The 18,094-nt window shown below is 41.4% G+C and carries 11 protein-coding genes and 1 pseudogene; 10 read left to right on the forward strand and 2 right to left on the reverse strand.

From position 1 onward, the window contains the following. Positions 1–4: 4 nt before the first annotated feature. The 8 genes from FOT55_RS01720 (at position 5) to wbaP (ending at position 9,665) form a co-directional block, all read left to right on the forward strand. Positions 5–1,081: a polysaccharide pyruvyl transferase family protein gene (locus FOT55_RS01720; RefSeq protein WP_147823002.1), complete on the forward strand. Its 1,077-nt coding sequence runs from the start codon at positions 5–7 to the stop codon at positions 1,079–1,081. A 10-nt stretch (positions 1,082–1,091) separates the two neighbouring features. Further along, positions 1,092–2,267 carry a glycosyltransferase gene (locus tag FOT55_RS01725; RefSeq protein WP_147823003.1) on the forward strand — a complete coding sequence of 392 codons (1,176 nt, stop codon included), beginning with the start codon at positions 1,092–1,094 and terminating at the stop codon, positions 2,265–2,267. 11 nt (positions 2,268–2,278) lie between these two features. Continuing rightward, positions 2,279–3,337, forward strand: a complete 1,059-nt coding sequence (locus FOT55_RS01730) for a glycosyltransferase (RefSeq protein WP_238476082.1) — start codon at positions 2,279–2,281, stop codon at positions 3,335–3,337. A gap of 89 nt (positions 3,338–3,426) precedes the next feature. After that, positions 3,427–4,578 carry an acyltransferase family protein gene (locus FOT55_RS01735; protein ID WP_147823004.1) on the forward strand — a complete coding sequence of 384 codons (1,152 nt, stop codon included), beginning with the start codon at positions 3,427–3,429 and terminating at the stop codon, positions 4,576–4,578. A gap of 30 nt (positions 4,579–4,608) precedes the next feature. Beyond that, the gene (locus FOT55_RS01740; protein ID WP_147823005.1) at positions 4,609–5,925 is read left to right on the forward strand and encodes a hypothetical protein; all 1,317 of its coding nucleotides are present in this window, start codon (positions 4,609–4,611) and stop codon (positions 5,923–5,925) included. 25 nt (positions 5,926–5,950) lie between these two features. Further along, positions 5,951–7,021: a glycosyltransferase family 4 protein gene (locus FOT55_RS01745; protein WP_147823006.1), complete on the forward strand. Its 1,071-nt coding sequence runs from the start codon at positions 5,951–5,953 to the stop codon at positions 7,019–7,021. A gap of 2 nt (positions 7,022–7,023) precedes the next feature. Further along, positions 7,024–8,112, forward strand: coding sequence for a glycosyltransferase (locus FOT55_RS01750; RefSeq protein ID WP_147823007.1), 1,089 nt, complete (start codon positions 7,024–7,026; stop codon positions 8,110–8,112). A gap of 119 nt (positions 8,113–8,231) precedes the next feature. Further along, entirely contained in the window at positions 8,232–9,665 is a 1,434-nt protein-coding gene (gene wbaP / locus FOT55_RS01755; protein WP_147823008.1) for an undecaprenyl-phosphate galactose phosphotransferase WbaP, read from the forward strand. Between the two features lie 107 nt (positions 9,666–9,772). On the opposite strand, the pseudogene FOT55_RS01760 reads toward wbaP, so the two are convergent. Both FOT55_RS01760 and FOT55_RS01765 read right to left on the reverse strand, forming a co-directional pair. Beyond that, positions 9,773–10,846 (reverse strand): annotated as a pseudogene (locus FOT55_RS01760) (integrase core domain-containing protein). 342 nt (positions 10,847–11,188) lie between these two features. Beyond that, positions 11,189–12,475: a cellulase family glycosylhydrolase gene (locus FOT55_RS01765; RefSeq protein WP_147823009.1), complete on the reverse strand. Its 1,287-nt coding sequence runs from the start codon at positions 12,473–12,475 to the stop codon at positions 11,189–11,191. Positions 12,476–12,879: 404 nt separating this feature from the next. Here FOT55_RS01765 and FOT55_RS01770 point away from each other — a divergent pair, with 404 nt between their 5' ends. Further along, positions 12,880–15,891 carry a beta strand repeat-containing protein gene (locus FOT55_RS01770; RefSeq protein WP_147823010.1) on the forward strand — a complete coding sequence of 1,004 codons (3,012 nt, stop codon included), beginning with the start codon at positions 12,880–12,882 and terminating at the stop codon, positions 15,889–15,891. A gap of 390 nt (positions 15,892–16,281) precedes the next feature. Continuing rightward, on the forward strand, positions 16,282–18,054 hold the full coding sequence (locus tag FOT55_RS01775) for a type I secretion system permease/ATPase (RefSeq protein ID WP_025302175.1): 1,773 nt from the start codon (positions 16,282–16,284) through the stop codon (positions 18,052–18,054). The last annotated feature ends 40 nt before the right edge of the window (positions 18,055–18,094 follow it).

The raw sequence follows: 18,094 nt of genomic DNA on the forward strand, positions 1-18,094 counted from the left end.
AATAATGAAAACTGTACTTATAGTAAATGAAATCTGTTCAGATAATATTGGCGATCATGCGATTAATGAAGGTATTAGAGAGTTAGCCCGTGAGAATGGCTATACTCCGTTAAGCCATGGTTTTGATGCGGATAAAAAAAATGTTGTTCCAGTAAATAAGAATGAAAAAATAACTCCTAAAGTTTTCTTACGAAAGTTGAAGAATCTAATCATCAACAGAATTCGATTTCTGAAATATTTTCGTTGGTATCTTGAGAATAATTCACGCATCAAGGATGCTATAAAAAATGATTTTTCTTTATTGATGATTGGTGGCGGCCAGCTCATTCAGAGTGGGGGAACCTTCCCTATCGCCATGTTTTTATGGGCCCGTCATGCCAAGGTTAAGAATAAGCCATACATAATTCTTGGTGTCGGGTGTGCGGAGAAATTCAACTTGCTAGATAGACTGTTGTTCAAATATGCCTTTAACAATTCAGAAGGTGTTTATGTCAGAGAGAGACGCTCTATAGAGAAGTTGGATGAGTTTTTTAATTACCCAGCAAAATACATTCCAGACTTAGCATTTGCATTATATGGAAAGAATAAAACCCTTGATAAAACTATCACAATAATTGGCGCTACAGCATACTATGTTTATTTGAAAAATGCCAAGGAATTAGAGTGGGAGTCATATAAAAGTCAAGAGGAATATGTAAGTGATTGGACAAATATTGTTGAAGAAGAGATAAGATTGAAGAAAAACAAAATACTATTTATTTCGACAACAGTCGAGGATGCGGCATTGAATAGTATGATTTATCATAAAATTAAAAGTAAAAATCCAACTGCGGACGTAGAGTTATTCGAGAGCGTTCCGGAGTTGAATACGTATATTCAATATCTCAGTGCTTCGGAAAAAATTTACTCTGGGCGTATGCATTCACTTATACTAGGCAAGATTCAAGGTAATGAACTAGAGCCATGGCTTATCTCAAAAAAAATCGAATACTTCATGGAGGAATATGGTGGGAGGGATGCTTTGGATATAAATCGCGAATTGAAAACTATTTTTTCAGCGATTATCAAAAAGTTAGGCTAAGGAGTATATTTTGCTTTTATTTGATTTGACTGCAACTCAATCCTCTCCGGAATCGAGATTCCATGGCGGTTCTGAATATGCTAAACAAGTTTTTTTTTCTAGTATCGAGCGAGGTTACAAAAGTTTCACTTGCGTATTTGATAAAAAAAGAGAGCTAGATGAGGCAATCAAAAAAACATGTTTTGAGCATGGTATCGAAATAATAGGCGTCTCAGGAGATCGTGAGTTAGTCGATCTCATTAATTCAAATCGCTTCGCTAAATTTTATTCTGCTTTGCCTTATCATTTGCACGAGATAAAAACCGATAAATTAGATTTTATCATGACCGTACATGGACTACGAGAGATTGAGTGCGGTTATGATCCTGTTCAATGGCATTATCGTGACGGTATTATCTCCAAGGTAAAACTCGCAGTGAAACGCGTATTATATAGAGAGAGAGAATGGAAATTTTACTATAATAGATTTGAACGATTATTGAGCAAGTCGAGAATAAAAGTAATTACTGTTTCGGAGCACAGTAAACATTCGATGTTGTGCTTTTATCCCTACCTGAAAGGCGACGATATCTATGTGTCCCCGGCTCCATGCCCGTTTGGTAAAGGGCAACCACTTCTGGGAGATAGATATACGCATCTAACTTCCTTTGGCGGAAGTTATTTTCTTTTAGTCAGTGCCAATCGGTGGATGAAAAATAACTATCGTGCGATTAAGGCTCTGGACCATTTCTATACAAAAAATAAAAACTGCGAGATTGTGACGTTTGTTCTTGGTAAAAATAAGCCTCATAGTGATATACAAAACAAAGATAAATTTGTTTTTATAGACTATGTTGATTCAGAGTCATTGGACTGGTTTTATAAAAATGCTTATGCATTTATCTATCCTAGCTTAAATGAAGGATATGGATACCCGCCACTACAAGCAATGCAATACGGAACCCCTGTTATAGCGTCTGCTGTTTCCAGTATTCCTGAAGTCTGTAAAGATAGTGTGCTTTATTTTAATCCCACAAATATTGATGAAATAGAGAATAGAATATCACAGATCTATTATAATAAAGAGCTATATAGACATCTTGCGGTTTCAGGAGATAAGAATGCTTCGGAAGTAAAGCTACTTCAGCAGCAAAAATGGGACAAACTGCTTGCGGTGATATTTGGTTATGACGGTCCTTTAAATTGAAAGAGGGTACAGTGAAAAAAATTCTTTTTATAATGCCGATACTTGGGTTATCTGGTGCGGATAGAGTTATTTATACTCTCTTAAACAATATTGATAGAGGAAGGTTTAAGCCTTATCTTCTTCTGTATAAGAATGATAGCAAAAAAAATGTTTTGGTTAAAGAGTTGGAAAAAGATGTTGTTGTTGAATATATTAATGTAACAGGAAGAGCAAGGTACGCACTTCCAAAAATTTTATTTGGTATTAGAAAAACATGTAAGAAACATGATATAGATTCAGTTTTTATTAGCTCAGGAACTTCAAACGCAACCTTGTCACCTTTTCTTTCATATTTTGGACGTGGAATTAGAAAGATAGCTCGGGAATCTAACTTGCCAAGCTTTTTTGAAAAGAATTTCATTGCAAAACTTTTATACAAAACCTGCTATAAAAATTATGACGTGATCGTAGCCCAAAGTGATGACATGGTTAATGATCTCGTTGAAAAAATGGATATACCAAAAAGTAAACTTGTTAAGATAAATAACCCCTTGGATTATAAACGTATAAAGACACTAAGTTTAAAAGCAAGCGACTATGAGTTACCAAAGGAGCGGGTCAATCTGTTGACGATTGGCCGGTTAACGTATCAGAAAGGCTATGACCAATTACTTAACGCTTTCAGTCGGTTGGAGAAAGGTGTTTACCATTTAACGATCGTCGGTGAAGGAGAGGATGATGCAATGTTGAAAAAGCTCCATACAAATTTAGGATTGGAAGATAGCGTGACTTTTATAGAGTCAACGGAAAATCCATATGCGCTGTTAAGAGCTGCGGATATTTTTGTGTCTAGCTCTCGCTGGGAAGGTTATCCTAACGTTGTGATCGAAGCGATTGCTTGTGGGACACCAGTGTTGGCAAATGCATATCCCGGTGGAATAAATGAAATTATAAATGAAGGCAATGGAGTTATTTGCGATATAAATACAGAAATGGAGTGTGCACTAAGCAAGGCTCTATCGATAGATAATGTTTCTTTTGATAAATCTGTTATCGATGATATTTTAATAAAATACGAATCTATACTGTAAACTAAATTATTCTTTTAAAATGAATGAAGTCGTAGTTTAATTTATAATATGGTTCGTAGGATTTACTCTAGTTTCTCTCAAGGTAAAAAATGAAACGATTTACTGTTCTCGATAGTTTCCGGGGCATATGTGCACTATGTGTTGTTCTTCATCATTTCAATATTACCGGAAGCATAACTGAGTGGCCGCTGTTCAGAAATGCAACCTATATGGTTGAGTTTTTCTTCGTCTTAAGTGGTTTCGTGCTGACCCATGCGTATAGTAAAACTGAGTTTCATTTTTCTAACTTGCGCGCTTTTGCTATTAATCGCACGTTTCGCATTTTCCCTCTCCATTTGATGATGTTGCTTGTCTTTATTATACTTGAATGCGCAAAATATGTAGCACAATCCAACGGTATTGCCTTTAATAAACCCGCATTCAGCGGTGTTAATGCACCAGATCAAATTATACCTAATTTATTTTTATTGCAGGCATGGTTACCTTCTAAAGAAATACTATCATTTAATTATCCGTCTTGGAGCATTAGTGTTGAATATTATCTCTATGCGGTTTTTGCAGTTGTTCTATTTTTATTGTATAAGAGAAAAAATGTACTGACCTCTGCGTTCTTCGCCATTTCATTCTTTGCTTTCTATGGATTAGCTTTACCTGTATTTCCTTCTATAAAAAGTGAGGCTCTCTATGGAATCGCTTGTTTTTTTGGTGGTTCGGTTACTTATTTTATTTATGAGGTCTATAAACCGAAGGAATGCAATAAATTATTATTTACTTTGATGGAAGTTGCTACGTTACTTCTATGCTATTACTCAGTCACACAGCAGTATGGTTATAAAAGTATAATCACGAGCTTTTCATTTTTCCTCACTATTTATGTATTTTCATTCGAGATGGGATGGGGGTCATTTATTTTACGGAAATCTATTTTTGAGTATTTAGGTAAGATTTCATTCTCAGTTTACATGACTCACGCTGCGGTTATCTTCATTTCAATTAGTTTGGCCATGGCATGCGAAAAAATTTTTGGTTTGCGTTTTACTTACTCCGTATTCACTAAGTCTGAAAGTACGTTACGTTACATGGATTTTGGATCATGGTTTTACAACAACTTCATAGTTATGATAATAATCGCCATTGTTATTACTGTTTCACATTTTACTTATAAGATTATTGAAGTAAAATCAATATCTGCGGGCAAAAGAATCATGAAAAAAGAAGAAGTGATAAACAATAAAATTTAGATAAGACGAACTTTATTTATGGTATTCACAATGAAATTATTCGGATTGAAACGTATTCCAATTATACTCCTTCTCCTTTTTTTGGCTCTGTGCTTTTTTTCAGGCGTTATCGGTGTTGTTTCTGCAATGCTAGATTTCCCTGTGCTTAAAGTTTGGAAGGAAGCATTTATTGTTTTACTTTTTATTGTTGCTCTTTGTTTTTCTAAGGGAAAAGTTAGCAGTAAGATAGTTATCCCCGTCGTGTTGTTAATGATGATAGGGGTATTTTCCATATATTCAATGTTGGATATTGTGTCCAGCCATACTTTTATAATATTCTATCAACTAAAGTTTGATATTGTTCCTTTGATATTCATTGTTACAGTTCTGCTGATCTTCGCTAAAATGAGCAAAGAAGAACTACTTAGTTTTAGTGTGAAATTCGTTAGGATGACACTCTTTTTGGGGGCTTTAAATGCAATTGCTGTTATTCTTCAACAGTTATTCCCGGATTCATTTATGGGCCTCTTAGGTTTAGATGCTGGCCAGTGGGGAAGTGATGCTGGTGTCCGCCTCAACTCGACGGAGGGTAATATTCGAGCAATTGGGTTACAGTTGTCATTTACCATGTCGGGTGTGTTAATGCTTTTTTGTCTAATTTTATCCGTTGAATGCAGACATTTTTTAAAGAGCAGACTACTTAGAGTTGGTTTTTTCCTTTTATTTTTCGTGGCGATTTTTTGCACAACTTATAAGACTGCTGTTATTGGTCTAATGGTTTATTTCTTTGTTAAGTTCTTCGAAGGATTTCTTCCCTCAATTTCCAAAGTGGCTATATTCATAATTGGAAGCGTTTTAGTTTTATTATTCGTATATTCCACTCATAATTATGCAGTTTATGATAGTGTTCGTGTTTATAATCAAACTGCGGCATATAATTCTATCTACTTGCGTGTTCTGGAACATCATAAAATAATTGCATCTTTAGATTCATTGGAGAAAATTCTTTTTGGCGCAGGGCTTGGTATTAATGGAACATTTGGGTTGGATAAATCTCAATACGGGATTAATGCAATCCCAACAGATAGTGCCTATATTTATTTGGTTAGTAATTATGGCTATGTGGGTTTTTTGACTTATTTATTTATTCTTATATATATACAATTCAAATTATTTTCCATAAAAGATTGTGACATTTTTGGTGCAAGACATTTGATTTTTTTCACTCTAGCCATTGAGTTATTCTACAATCTGGGATTGGGTAATTTCCCTAATAATATGTTTTTAGTTGTTTTTGTGGCCATTCCTTTTGTTCTTAAAAAGAAAGGGTGTACTCGGGAAGATATTTCCATTTATAGTTATAAATAATGATTGTAATATAATGAGAGATGTTATGATTTATATTAATGCAAGGTTCCTTACTCAAGATGTGACGGGAGTGCAACGGTTTGCCGAACAAATTTGCATGGAGTTGGTTGAGCTGCGGAGTGATATTGTTCTCTTGGCACCTAGGGATATAAAAAGAGCTACATTGCCCGCCAGTTTTAATGTGAGATTCATCGGGAAAAAAAGTGGACATTACTGGGAACAAATAGAGTTGCCACGCTATTTGAAATCTCTAGGCTCTCCTCTGCTTCTTAATCTATGCAGTACTGCCCCTGCCTTCTACAATAATCAGATTGTAACACATCATGATGTGACCTATAAAAGGTATAAAAAAAGCTTTTCTCTAAAGTTTAGAGCTTTATATTCGGTGCTAGTGCCTTTGATGCTAAAAAATAGTAAAGCTCTTATTACTGTTAGTAATTTCTCGAAGTCTGAGATTCTTGATTATTTCTCTTATGTTAAAGAGAACGTATATATAGTTTATAACGCCGTAGGGCAAGAGTTTTCACCTGGGATGCTAGAAGAGAATGACAAAGATAAATATATATTGGCGGTGTCATCTCCTAACTACCATAAAAACTTTCATGGTATGTTGGAATCTTTCTCTTTGGTCAAGCGGCAGCATGGTGGGAATGTAAAGTTGAAGGTGATTGGTAAATCTTCTGCTAGTTTTTCCTCTCAAGATTTCTCTAAAAATCTAGTAAATGATGATGTTATTTTTCTTGGGAGAATAGAGGATGAAAAGTTAATATCACTCTATCAAAATGCAATTGCTTTTGTTTTTCCTTCTTTCTATGAAGGGTTTGGCATCCCTCCCTTGGAAGCTCAAGCTTGTGGATGCCCCGTTATCTCATCAAACAAGGCTTCTATGCCAGAAGTATTAAATGAAAGTGTAATTTATTTTGATCCATATAATATAAATGAAATGGCTGACGCAATGGCAAAAGTGATATCCGACGAAGAAACGAGATCTAAACTAATAAGTTCCGGATTTGATAACGTAAAAAAATATTCTTGGAAAAAATCCGCTCAAAGCGTATGTGATATAATTAATAGCATAAATTCAGCGAGAGAGTAAATATGAAGATCTTTCATGCGGCTGAAACAATCAAAGGTGGTGTGGCTACTGTTATGCGATTGATTGCATCAGATCACGTTATCAACCCCAAAGTAAGTGAAGTTTATTGTTTGGTTCCAGAAAATCAGAAAGATGAAATCAAACATCTGCCGGCCAGTGCTGTATTAACTTTTGAAAGAACAGGGCGTAATCTCAGGTCTTTTGTCTCTTTTATTAGTCACTTTGTCAAAAATATTCGCCAAACCAAACCTGATATTGTTCACCTTCATAGTACTTTTGCTGGGGTTTTAGGGCGATTAGTTTTAATAGTAATGTATCCTATATATAGACCAAGAGTAATTTATTGCCCGCACGCCTTTTCTTTCTTAATGGAAGGTAGCCACCTAAAGAAATTATTTTATAGAACGATTGAACGAGTTCTATTACCGATTACTGATGCTGTGATTTGTGTTAGCGTCTATGAAAAAAATGCGGCTATAGCAAATGGATTGAAGGAGGAAAAGCTGCATGTTGTTTACAATGGGGTTCCTGCTCCAGCCTCAATGGATTCTCTTAAGAATCCATATCAAATATCAGGGGTTATTAATTTACTATTTGTTGGTCGCTTAGATTATCAGAAAGGATTTGATATCCTTATCAAAATGATGAGTAATCTAGATTCTAAACCTTATCATTTGACTATTATTGGTGGGGCTGTACATGGTGACAATTTATATACCGAATTGCCACAGACAACTTATACTGGTTGGTTATCCTCAGATGAAATATCCCCTTATTTTGCGTACGCCGATGTTTTAATTATTCCAAGCCGCTGGGAAGGTTTTGCGATGGTTCCATTGGAAGCAATGAGCTATGGGACACCTGTTATTTCAAGTAATTGTACTTCTTTTCCTGAAATGATTTTCCCCGGTGTTAATGGTGAGCTATTTGATCTCGCTCATCATGAAAAGTTATCTTCTATTGTAGTTAGCAAGACAAAAGAGGAATGGGCTATTATGGGGAAACAAGCTAAATCTATTTTTCTCGAAAACTTTAAAGTTGATAAAATGGTCGAGCAAACTATGAGTGTTTATAAGCATGTATTGAAATAATACCTAGAAGCCTAGCCCTATCCTATTCTTTTAGTAATTGTCATCTATTTCTTGACGTATTCCATGTGTCTCCATTATCTAAGATGGATGTTTTTTAATTATTTTCTTATGGTAACCTTATGGAAATGAAACATACATACCGCAGTGGCGGTGTAGCAAAGGTTTCACTTGCACTTTCCGATCTTTTTTTCTTTAACTTCTCTTTTTATCTTACTTATATTATCCTTGATGGTTATTTTGGTGGAGCGGGTAAGTTTATTCTTGAGGGGCAACTTTCAACACGAATATTAGCTCAGGTTATTATTTCGTTGGTTTGCGTGGCTTGGTTTTGGGTGCGTTTGAGGCATTATACCTATAGAAAACCATTTTGGTTTGAACTTAAGGAAATTATACGGACGCTATTGATTTTTGCTGTATTAGATTTAGCGTTTGTAGCCTTTTCTAAATGGAATTTTTCTCGTTCTGTGTGGTTTTTATCGTGGGTATTGATCATCTGTATGGTTCCTCTTGGTCGATTCTTGACAAAAAGACTATTAGACAAATTTGGCTACTGGAAAAAACAAACGATTATTATCGGTTCTAAGAAAAATGCCTTTGAAGCCTATGCTGCTTTGCAGAGTGAGGTTATTCTTGGATTTGATGTCTCTGCATTTGTATGTATCGACGAGCCTTGCAAAGATAATTATTTTGGTGTCCCTGTAATTAATTCTGAAGATAAACTCTGGACTGTTGTTGATGTTCAAAATACTCAGTTCATTGTAGCGTTAGAGTTTGAGCAGCATGCATTGCGGGATCGTTGGTTAAAAAATTTGGCAAAACATAATTGTCGTTCGGTGTCTGTTATTCCTACATTACGTGGAGTTCCTCTTTATGGAACCGATATGTCATTTATCTTTAGCCATGAAGTGATGATATTGAGGGTTAGCAATAACCTAGCGAAGAGAACATCTAGATTGACTAAAAGAATATTTGACATATTTGGTTCGCTTGCAATTATGATCATTCTTTCTCCGGTTCTTGCTTTTCTCGCTTATATGGTTTCACGAGATGGAGGCAAACCTATTTATGGGCATGAAAGAGTGGGGCATAACGGGAAAAAATTCAAATGTCTTAAATTCCGTTCAATGGTAACTAACTCTAAAGAGGTTCTTGATGAGCTTCTCAATAGTGATGTTGATGCTAGAGCTGAATGGGAACGTGACTTTAAGTTAAAAAATGATCCTCGCATTACCAAAATTGGTGCTTTTATCAGGAAAACTAGCTTGGATGAATTGCCTCAATTGTGGAATGTTTTTATTGGGGAAATGAGCTTAGTCGGACCTCGTCCGATCATTGAAGATGAGCTAGCGCGCTATGCTGGGGATGTGGACTATTATTATATGGCTAAGCCTGGAATGACTGGGTTATGGCAAGTAAGTGGGCGTAACGATATTGATTACGATACACGGGTTTATTTTGATGCTTGGTATGTTAAGAACTGGGCCCTTTGGAATGATATTGTTATTCTCTTTAAAACTATCTCGGTTGTTTTAAAGAGAGATGGTGCTTATTGATTTTTAAGTAGTAGATATTCCAGCTGTATTAATCAGGCCATCTGTCAAAAAGATGGCTTTGTGACACAAGGCTAAATGAAGTAGGTGATTCTGTAAGCACATCCGGTTTAGTTCCACGCGCTTTTTGAGATTTCCGAATTTTCAGCCATCTGCCAACACTCTTCCGGCGTCAGGTTATCAGGGATTCATGAGGCCGTTCGCTGTTGTATTTCGTCAGCCTGCGCTCTGTGATTTCCGTGCCTCGTTCAACAAATTGAAATCAAGTATTTCTGACTGGTACGTTTGGGTGAACGGTTCGATGAAGGCATTCTGCGTCGGTTTACATGGTTTAATAATCTCCAGAATTCCTCCATATTATTCGGCCTGCTGTGACAGCGCTAGTGAGACCAGTTCTGGTTCGTTACCCATCTGTATTTTAAGCGGGTAGCCGCGGTTTGCCACGCCCCGCTCCAGTACCCGGACGACACGCTGAGCCGGGATATTCAGGTTGATTTCTATCGCCATCGCTTCACGATTAAAATTATCCACCATATTAAAGGTCCGAAAAGTCCAGCCACAGACCAACACATCATGTATACAATCAACGACCAGCTTTGGTTAGACGCTCCTGGCGTTGCCAGTGGTGTCGGGTTACGTACCGGCGGGAGTTTCCCCCTGCGACGAAAACTCAGTTTCTGCAGGCAGTAAATTCGGTGAACACGTTTATGGCTCCAGCTGCTGTCCTGTCTGCACAGCAACAGTAACAACTTCTTAAAACCGCATCGCGGATAACGTTCTGCCAGTACAGTCAACGTGAGGATCTCCGGTTCATCACGCCCGGTATCGGGTTGATAAAAATACAGCGTCCTGCTCAGGGATAATGTCCCGAATGCCTGGCGGATGCTCATGGCAAATTGTGCCGCTAGATAATTGACGGGCACCCGCTTCATCACTGGTTTAAAGATTTTTTCGAAAATGTCTTTCGGGGCCCGACATTCAAGACTGAGATCGGAAAACATCTGTTTGAGTCGCCGGTTTTCGTCCTCAAGATCCTTCATTTTTTTGATAGTAGAAGCTTCCATCCCGCCATACTTTGCTTCAGACATTCCCGCTTCGCGGCATACATCGTTGGCGGTACGTCCTGCTTCGACAGACTTAAAAACGGTAATGATCTGGCATTCGGTAAATCGGGCTTTGCACATGGTGATCTTCTCAGGGGAGATAATCACTATGTTGGAATATTTCTAAAAATGAATGGTTCGTTTTATCGGGATACTTACAGAACAAGCAAGGTGTTGGCAGAAGGATGTGAGAATGAATTAACGACAAGGAACTCCAAAACAGGAGGCAAAGGTTAGCATTCATAGTGGCGGCAGTTTTGAAGGGTTAGGGTGTGTTTTGGAGAATAAAAACCTAAACATTCTGACTGCCGTTTTCTATTGGTTCATGCTAAGTTTCGTTGAACCAATTTTAAGGCCCCCTTTGGGGGCTGTAATATAAAGGCTTTTCATGCCAGTGCATGTCCTCAACTTAAGTCATCACTTTTAATTAGATATCTTGAGAGTTGGAGTTCCATTTTTTTCCTCGATTATGGTGTTATTTTTTTTATCTTCGATCAATAACGGTGTTACGTCTGAAGTTTTTTTGTCTTTTGCAAGGCCTGCTATTCTGTTAATAAGGTTGGTTTCTTTTTCTTCGGGCTTGTTATCCCATGTGATGACGGCTTTTTCTTCTCCGTTACTTAGCTGTATGCTATTTTCCCCTTTGATTGATTGTTTGTAATGCACGACCTGAAATTTTTCGACATAACTGGATATCTTTTTAAGATAAGTTGCGGCTGGTTTAGGGGATAAATTCTGTGAAATGAATCCAAATCTATGCTCGCGGTTTCTATCATTTGCCCCATCGTCAATCAAGTCATACCACCATATCCCTTTAATGTAATCTCGTGACTTGGCTAATAATGTGTATTTAATGACATTTTGAGCAGCTAGGTTGCCTGATATTCCACCGTCACCAATATGTGTTGGGAACCCCATTTCTGTAATATAGATAGGGATTGTGCGTCCAGTTTTTTTTCTTAATTTATCTTCAAAAATATCTATCCCCGCCAAATTACCTTCAGGTTTTCTCATCTCATTATCTGGATTGCGATAAGAATACGGATGGACTGAAATAGCATCTACATAATGCATTAAGTCCATATCCAGCAATTTATCCAACCAGGCATTATCTTTTTCTTTCAATGGGTTTAACGAACCCGTCATCACGATAGCATCAGGATCCGCTTTTTTTATTGCCAGAGCAGTTTTCTTAACGAGCTCAAAGAAAACAGTTTCAGATGGCGGATTTTTTGCTCCTCTGACTCCTGTCCCAACTAACCACTCATTCCATATTTCATAGTATTTTACTTTTCCCTTGAATCTTTTAGCTGTCCAATATGCGTAATTGGCGAAAGCATCTATTGCTGCTTCACTTTGAGGGTATCCTCCTTTGTCATAAAGTGGATTTGTATAGGCTAAAACCAACATGGAACTTAACCCGAAATTTTTTTCACTTTGCGCAAATACTGCGTCGACTTTTCCTAAGTTCCCGATGAGAGAGTATTTCCCTTGAGGTCCTTCTACCTGCGCCCAAGGATAATCCTCTCTTATTGATGTGAAGCCATACTCTTTTGCCAGGTTAAGATAGTAATCACCCGTGTTGGGGTAGTGTCGTACGTGCATGTTGATACCCACTTCAAAAGCATGGGTACTTGTCCCGCAGAGTAAACCGAACGCTGTTATCATCGCTTTTTTCGCTAGGCTGCGAAGTAACTGTCTATGGTTCATATTATCCCCTTTTTGCTAATAATTGCAGATTCTTATGTTGGTAAAAGATGAATGCTTAGAATATTAATGCGAATGGCTTTCCCAAACTTATCAGCCACTTATCCTATATTGCTTGATATTGCGTTATACGTATATAGGAATAATTTTATTTTTATAGATTATCTTGCTGTTTTTTTGTGATAAAAATTAAATTTCATTTGAAATTATTTCGGTGTTTACTTTTCTGCTTGATGCCTCGTCCTACCGTCTGATTTGACACGGTTGCCTTGACAAATATCAATTCCTTTTCTTTTCTTTAGGTGCAGTAGAGTTTTTTTATTCTTTATTACTACTTGTACTGACATCTTCCGTTGGTCAGTGTCGTAATATTTTGATTGTAAAATCATGCATCCAAGGGGGATGTTATGGCTTCTCTAGTGTCACAATACGAATCGGCATCAATCTACTATGCTGTTTTAGGTAAGAGTGCATCCACATCTACTATTGACTATTTTGCGCAGCAACTCCAGTTGGGAAATAAAACCGATCTGCAATTTATCAATGGGTTGATAGCATCTGCTGATGGTGTTGCCCGTTTCGGAGCAAAAACGCCTGCTGAAGTTATTCAAACTATTTATACTAATGTTCATGGAGTTGCGCCTTCCACTGAGGTTGTCAACGCCTTGTTGGCTACAGGAAACAGTGTTGGTGTTATTGTTCAAAGTATAATCAATGACCTATCCAATTACGCTGGAAACGACAGTGCCACACTGTCACAGCAGAGCTTTTTCGATGGAAAAATAAAATCGGCACTTTTCCCATCATCAGTACCCGCTTCTGCTGGTACAGGGGCTTCTGATGTTGCCGCTATTTATCATGTACTTGGCGCTGGGCTTTCCACCTCTGGTTTGAACTATTGGGGGGGGGCATTGAACGGTGGGGTGACTACCTTGGATAAGGTGGCGCAAACATTTGTTAATGATCGTGTTTATCTCACTTCGCTTAGCAATGCAGATTTTGTTGCTCGCATTTTCCAGTACGGTTTTGAGCGAGCTCCTACTGCTGCTGAATCGTCAAGCTATTTGGCATTACTTGACGGTGGCGCAACGCGTGGCAGTGTTGTTGTAGATATTATCGAAGCACTTCGTGGCAGTGTTGCGCCTTCAGATGCTACGGCACAGGCTCATTTCAACGCCATTACTAGCGTTTATACTCCAGGGCAATTGCCTGCATTGAATATTCAAGAGCAGGTCGCCGCGGTCTATTTAGGTGTTCCAGGACGTGGAATCGATGCGCAGGCCTTGGATACCTGGGGCAAAATTCTTTCCTCAGGAAGCCTGACGTCTACAACTCTGACGGCTAAATTGTTGAGTTCAAGTGAGTTTCAGCAGAAAGGTGCCCAGCTGACAGGCGATGCTTTTATTCAGCATGTCTATACATTGGTACATGGTGTTGCCGCTACCACAGCACAATTGGCTCTCTATAGTGGTTTAGGAAGTGACAAATCGGTTATCACCCAAGCCATCATAAACGACCTCCGCAACTCAACGGCCACTGACGCCACGACTGTAACCCAGCAGCATGGCTTTGAATACGACATCGGTACCAGCTTGCTGTACAAAACCGCTGCGTCTCTGACGGCAACAGCCGCCGGCGGTAACGCAACCGGCACCGTCAACACCGGCACATCGCATCAAATCAGCAACGCCGAAACAGCGGTACTGACGAATGTTCAACTGAACGCCAATGCCGCTAGCATCGTGAACCTGAAGTTCGCCGACCATCTGGCGAATCTGACCATCAACGGCACCAGCGCAGCAACGGTCAACTTGTCTGACAATGGTGTTAATCCAGGTGTAGATATCACCGTGAATAACGGCAACGTCATCCTGAACGCCAGTTCGGGTGCGGATGACGTAGTTGTCACATCGGCGGCAAACATTGCTACCGGTACCGCACAGTTCAACCTCGGCGCCGGCAACGATAGCCTGCACTGGGTGGGCAACGGGGTTTCCGGTGGGGCGAATACTGTCGCGAACACGGTTAAGGCTGATGGTGGTGCGGGTACGGACTCCATCTCCGCCAACTTCATCACCAAAACTGTAGTAACCAACCAAAACGCCCTGGGCGTTCGCACCAGTACCGTAACCAGCAACGCTAACAACTTCTCGAACTTTGAGAAAATTGACCTGACCGGCTATATCGGCAAGTCCGTCGGTACGCTGATTACGACTCCGCTAATCGGTTCACCGACCACCACCAGCGTCACAACGCCGACCCACACCTTTGACTTTGGCCTGACCAACGGCACATCTACGGTGGAAGGCACCACGGGCGGCACGGTTACGCAGAACGCGGCGGCCACCAACCTGGGCTCACAAGGTTTTGTGATCTCCGGTCTGGCTAACGTCAACGTCATTAACGCCGCCGGTGGCAACGCCGCGCAGTTGGAAGTGAAAGGGGACGCGACTTCCGCCAGTACGCTGAACTTCACCTTCGTGCAGAACGCCACCGATCATTTCAATATCAACTTTGATGCGGTGAGTTCTTCCAATGTGAATGCCGGCGCCATTACCCTTAACAGCAGCAGCAGCGCCTTGTTGGGCACCGCTCTGACCACGGTGAACGTGGCCTCAGGCGGTACCGGCAGCTTTGACAACATTCTGTCACTGGCCGGCACCAATGCGCAGGTTCAGACCATCAACGTGACCGGTGATCACGCGCTGGATCTGACGTTGGGCAGCGGTTTCAGCAACGTGCGTGATATCAATGCGTCCACCAACACCGGGGGTCTGAATCTCGACTCCAGCCATGGCGGTACCGGTGACGGTATCATCGTTCAATTGCTGAACATTCTGCCGCTGAGCGTCATTACCACCAACCTGTTGGCGCCGGTGTTGACGGCGTTGGGCCTGAACGGTTACCAGATGACCGTAGAAGGCTCCAGTGCTGCCGATACCCTGGGCGTGATTGGCAACACCACGCTGACCGGTGGCGCAGGTGCCAACACCTATGACATCAAGGCGAGTAACACGCAGGCGGGTGTGACCATCAAGGACTTTAATAGCCTCAAGGACTCGATTGTCGACGTGAACCATGGCGGCCTGACTATTTCCGATGACGCCAGCGGCACTGCGGTAGCGAACTACGGTACGCGCTCTGCCGACACGTTGGATGCGTTGTTGGGGACACTGGTGGGCGGTTTGACCAACGGCGTTATCGGCCTGTTGGGTGGTATCTTGGGTCTGGATAGCAGCAACTCGCTGACGGCGAAAGTGGGTGTGGCATCCGTTGTATTCAGCGGTGGCGGCAACACTGCAAGCTCGTATGTAATTATCGACAACAACGATAACCACACGCTGGACCTCAACGATACCGTGGTATACCTGACAGGGCAAAACCACCAGCAATTGGTGGATACTCTGCACTACGCGTAAGGATGAATTCCAGTGGGTTATAATGCCCATTGAAACTGTTAGTCAATCAATAATACGGGGTGTGTAAACACCCCGTATTCTTTGAAAATTGTGAACTACGTCATTATCTCTAATTTATTCCCTTTCGTACTAAACTCGCGTTGCCCTGTCTACTATTTACCTCACTGTTTTCATTTGTTTTTTTCTGTAGTTCGTGAGGCGATTTTTTTTGCTTACGGCCTTGCTGATATCCACTTTCTCTACCTATAGTTAGAAAAAGTATCTGCAGTCTCGAGCATGTCTGGGGGGGGGGTTCTTTAGGATTTATTTTATTTTTCCCTTTTTAGGATTTTCCTTATAAGAGTCCAATGCGGATTTTGACTGACAGTGCACATGATGTAAGGGCAGAAAGTGAATCAATTTATACCGCGCAATGAAATTGCGGATGTTATACGGACTCGCAGTAAGGTTTTTTGGACCGTTGGCATATTTACCGCATTTATTAATTTATTAATGCTAGTTCCTTCTATCTATATGCTCCAGGTTTACGACCGGGTGCTTCCTTCGCGTAATGAAATCACGCTGTTGATGCTGACGCTGATCATGCTGGGCATGTTCGGCATGATGTCGCTGTTGGAATACGTGCGCAGCATGGTGGTGATCCGTATCGGCAGTCAGCTGGATATGCGTCTCAACACGCGAGTCTACACTGCGGCCTACGAGGCGAATCTGAAAAACGGTTCTTCTGACGCCGGCCAGATGCTGAGCGACTTGACCAATCTGCGCCAATTCCTCACCGGCAGCGCGCTGTTCGCCTTCTTTGATGCACCGTGGTTTCCGATCTATCTGTTGGTGATATTCCTCTTTAACCCTTGGTTGGGGCTGTTCGCCCTGGTCGGTGCACTGTTGTTGATCGCATTGGCGGTGATCAACGAAATGGTGTCGAAAAAGCCGCTGGCGGAAGCCAGCAAGCTGTCGATTATGTCCGGTACGTTGGCCAGCACCAATCTGCGAAATGCCGAAGTGATCGAGGCTTTAGGGATGTTGCCTAACCTGAAACGCCGGTGGTTCGGTCTGCACCAGCGATTCTTGAACAGCCAACGCATCGCCAGCGAACGCGCATCGCGGGTCACGTCGATCACCAAGTTTGTGCGCATGTCGCTGCAATCACTGGTGTTGGGGCTGGGGGGGTGGCTGGCTATCGATGGGCACATCACGCCCGGTATGATGATTGCCGGCTCCATTCTGATGGGGCGAACGCTGGCGCCGATTGAGCAGGTTATTAACGTCTGGAAGAGCTACAGCGCGGCGAAGCTTTCTTATGGCCGGTTGGTCAAGCTGCTGGAAACGCACCCGCAACGTGGTACCGGTATGTCCTTGCCGCGTCCGGAAGGGGTGCTTGCCGTAGAAGGCGTCACCGCTACGCCGCCGGGATCCAAAGGCGATGCGGTATTGCATAACGTGAGTTTTGCCATTCAGCCTGGTGACGTGCTGGGGATCATTGGCCCGAGCGCGTCGGGGAAATCGACGCTGGCTCGTTTGCTGGTCGGCATTTGGCCGGTCAGTGAAGGGATTGTTCGGTTGGATAATGCTGACATCTATCAGTGGAACAAGGATGAGTTGGGGCCGTATATCGGCTATCTGCCGCAGGACATTGAGCTGTTTGCCGGGACTATCGCCGAGAATATCGCTCGCTTTAACGAGATCGACTCAGAGAAGGTCATTGAAGCCGCTAAGTTGGCCGGTGTGCACGAACTGATCCTGCGTTTCCCGAACGGCTACGATTCGGTGCTCGGCAACGGTGGCGCTGGGCTGTCCGGTGGGCAGAAACAGCGTATCGGCCTGGCGCGCGCACTGTACGGCGACCCTTCGCTGGTGGTTTTGGATGAGCCTAACTCCAATCTGGATGATGCGGGCGAGAAAGCGTTGAACCAGGCCATTATGTTCCTCAAGCAACGTAATAAAACGGTGGTTCTGATTACCCATCGCACCAATTTGCTGTCGATGACCAGCAAGCTGTTGCTCTTGGTGAATGGCAACGTCAACGCGTTCGGCCCGACTCAACAAGTGCTTCAGGCGTTAGCCAATGCGCAAAAAGCGCAGACGCAACAGCCTCAGCAAGCGGTGAGGGCGGTAAATTCTGAGCCAGATGAAGGCAATATCCCAAAAACGCAAATTAATTAAGCCGTGAATTGCCTGATGGCTTTATTGCCGTCCGCAGTTT

Origin of the sequence: Serratia bockelmannii (assembly GCF_008011855.1) — a bacterium.
GTDB classification, from domain to species: domain Bacteria; phylum Pseudomonadota; class Gammaproteobacteria; order Enterobacterales; family Enterobacteriaceae; genus Serratia; species Serratia bockelmannii.

What these genes read in the sequence shown, in the direction of transcription:
- FOT55_RS01720 (WP_147823002.1), top strand. Translation starts at nt 5, where the DNA reads ATGAAAACTGTACTTATAGTAAATGAAATCTGTTCAGATAATATTGGC.
- FOT55_RS01735 (WP_147823004.1), top strand. Translation starts at nt 3,427, where the DNA reads ATGAAACGATTTACTGTTCTCGATAGTTTCCGGGGCATATGTGCACTA.
- FOT55_RS01740 (WP_147823005.1), top strand. Translation starts at nt 4,609, where the DNA reads ATGAAATTATTCGGATTGAAACGTATTCCAATTATACTCCTTCTCCTT.
- FOT55_RS01745 (WP_147823006.1), top strand. Translation starts at nt 5,951, where the DNA reads ATGATTTATATTAATGCAAGGTTCCTTACTCAAGATGTGACGGGAGTG.
- FOT55_RS01750 (WP_147823007.1), top strand. Translation starts at nt 7,024, where the DNA reads ATGAAGATCTTTCATGCGGCTGAAACAATCAAAGGTGGTGTGGCTACT.
- wbaP (WP_147823008.1), top strand. Translation starts at nt 8,232, where the DNA reads ATGGAAATGAAACATACATACCGCAGTGGCGGTGTAGCAAAGGTTTCA.
- FOT55_RS01765 (WP_147823009.1), bottom strand. Translation starts at nt 12,475, where the DNA reads ATGAACCATAGACAGTTACTTCGCAGCCTAGCGAAAAAAGCGATGATA.
- FOT55_RS01770 (WP_147823010.1), top strand. Translation starts at nt 12,880, where the DNA reads ATGGCTTCTCTAGTGTCACAATACGAATCGGCATCAATCTACTATGCT.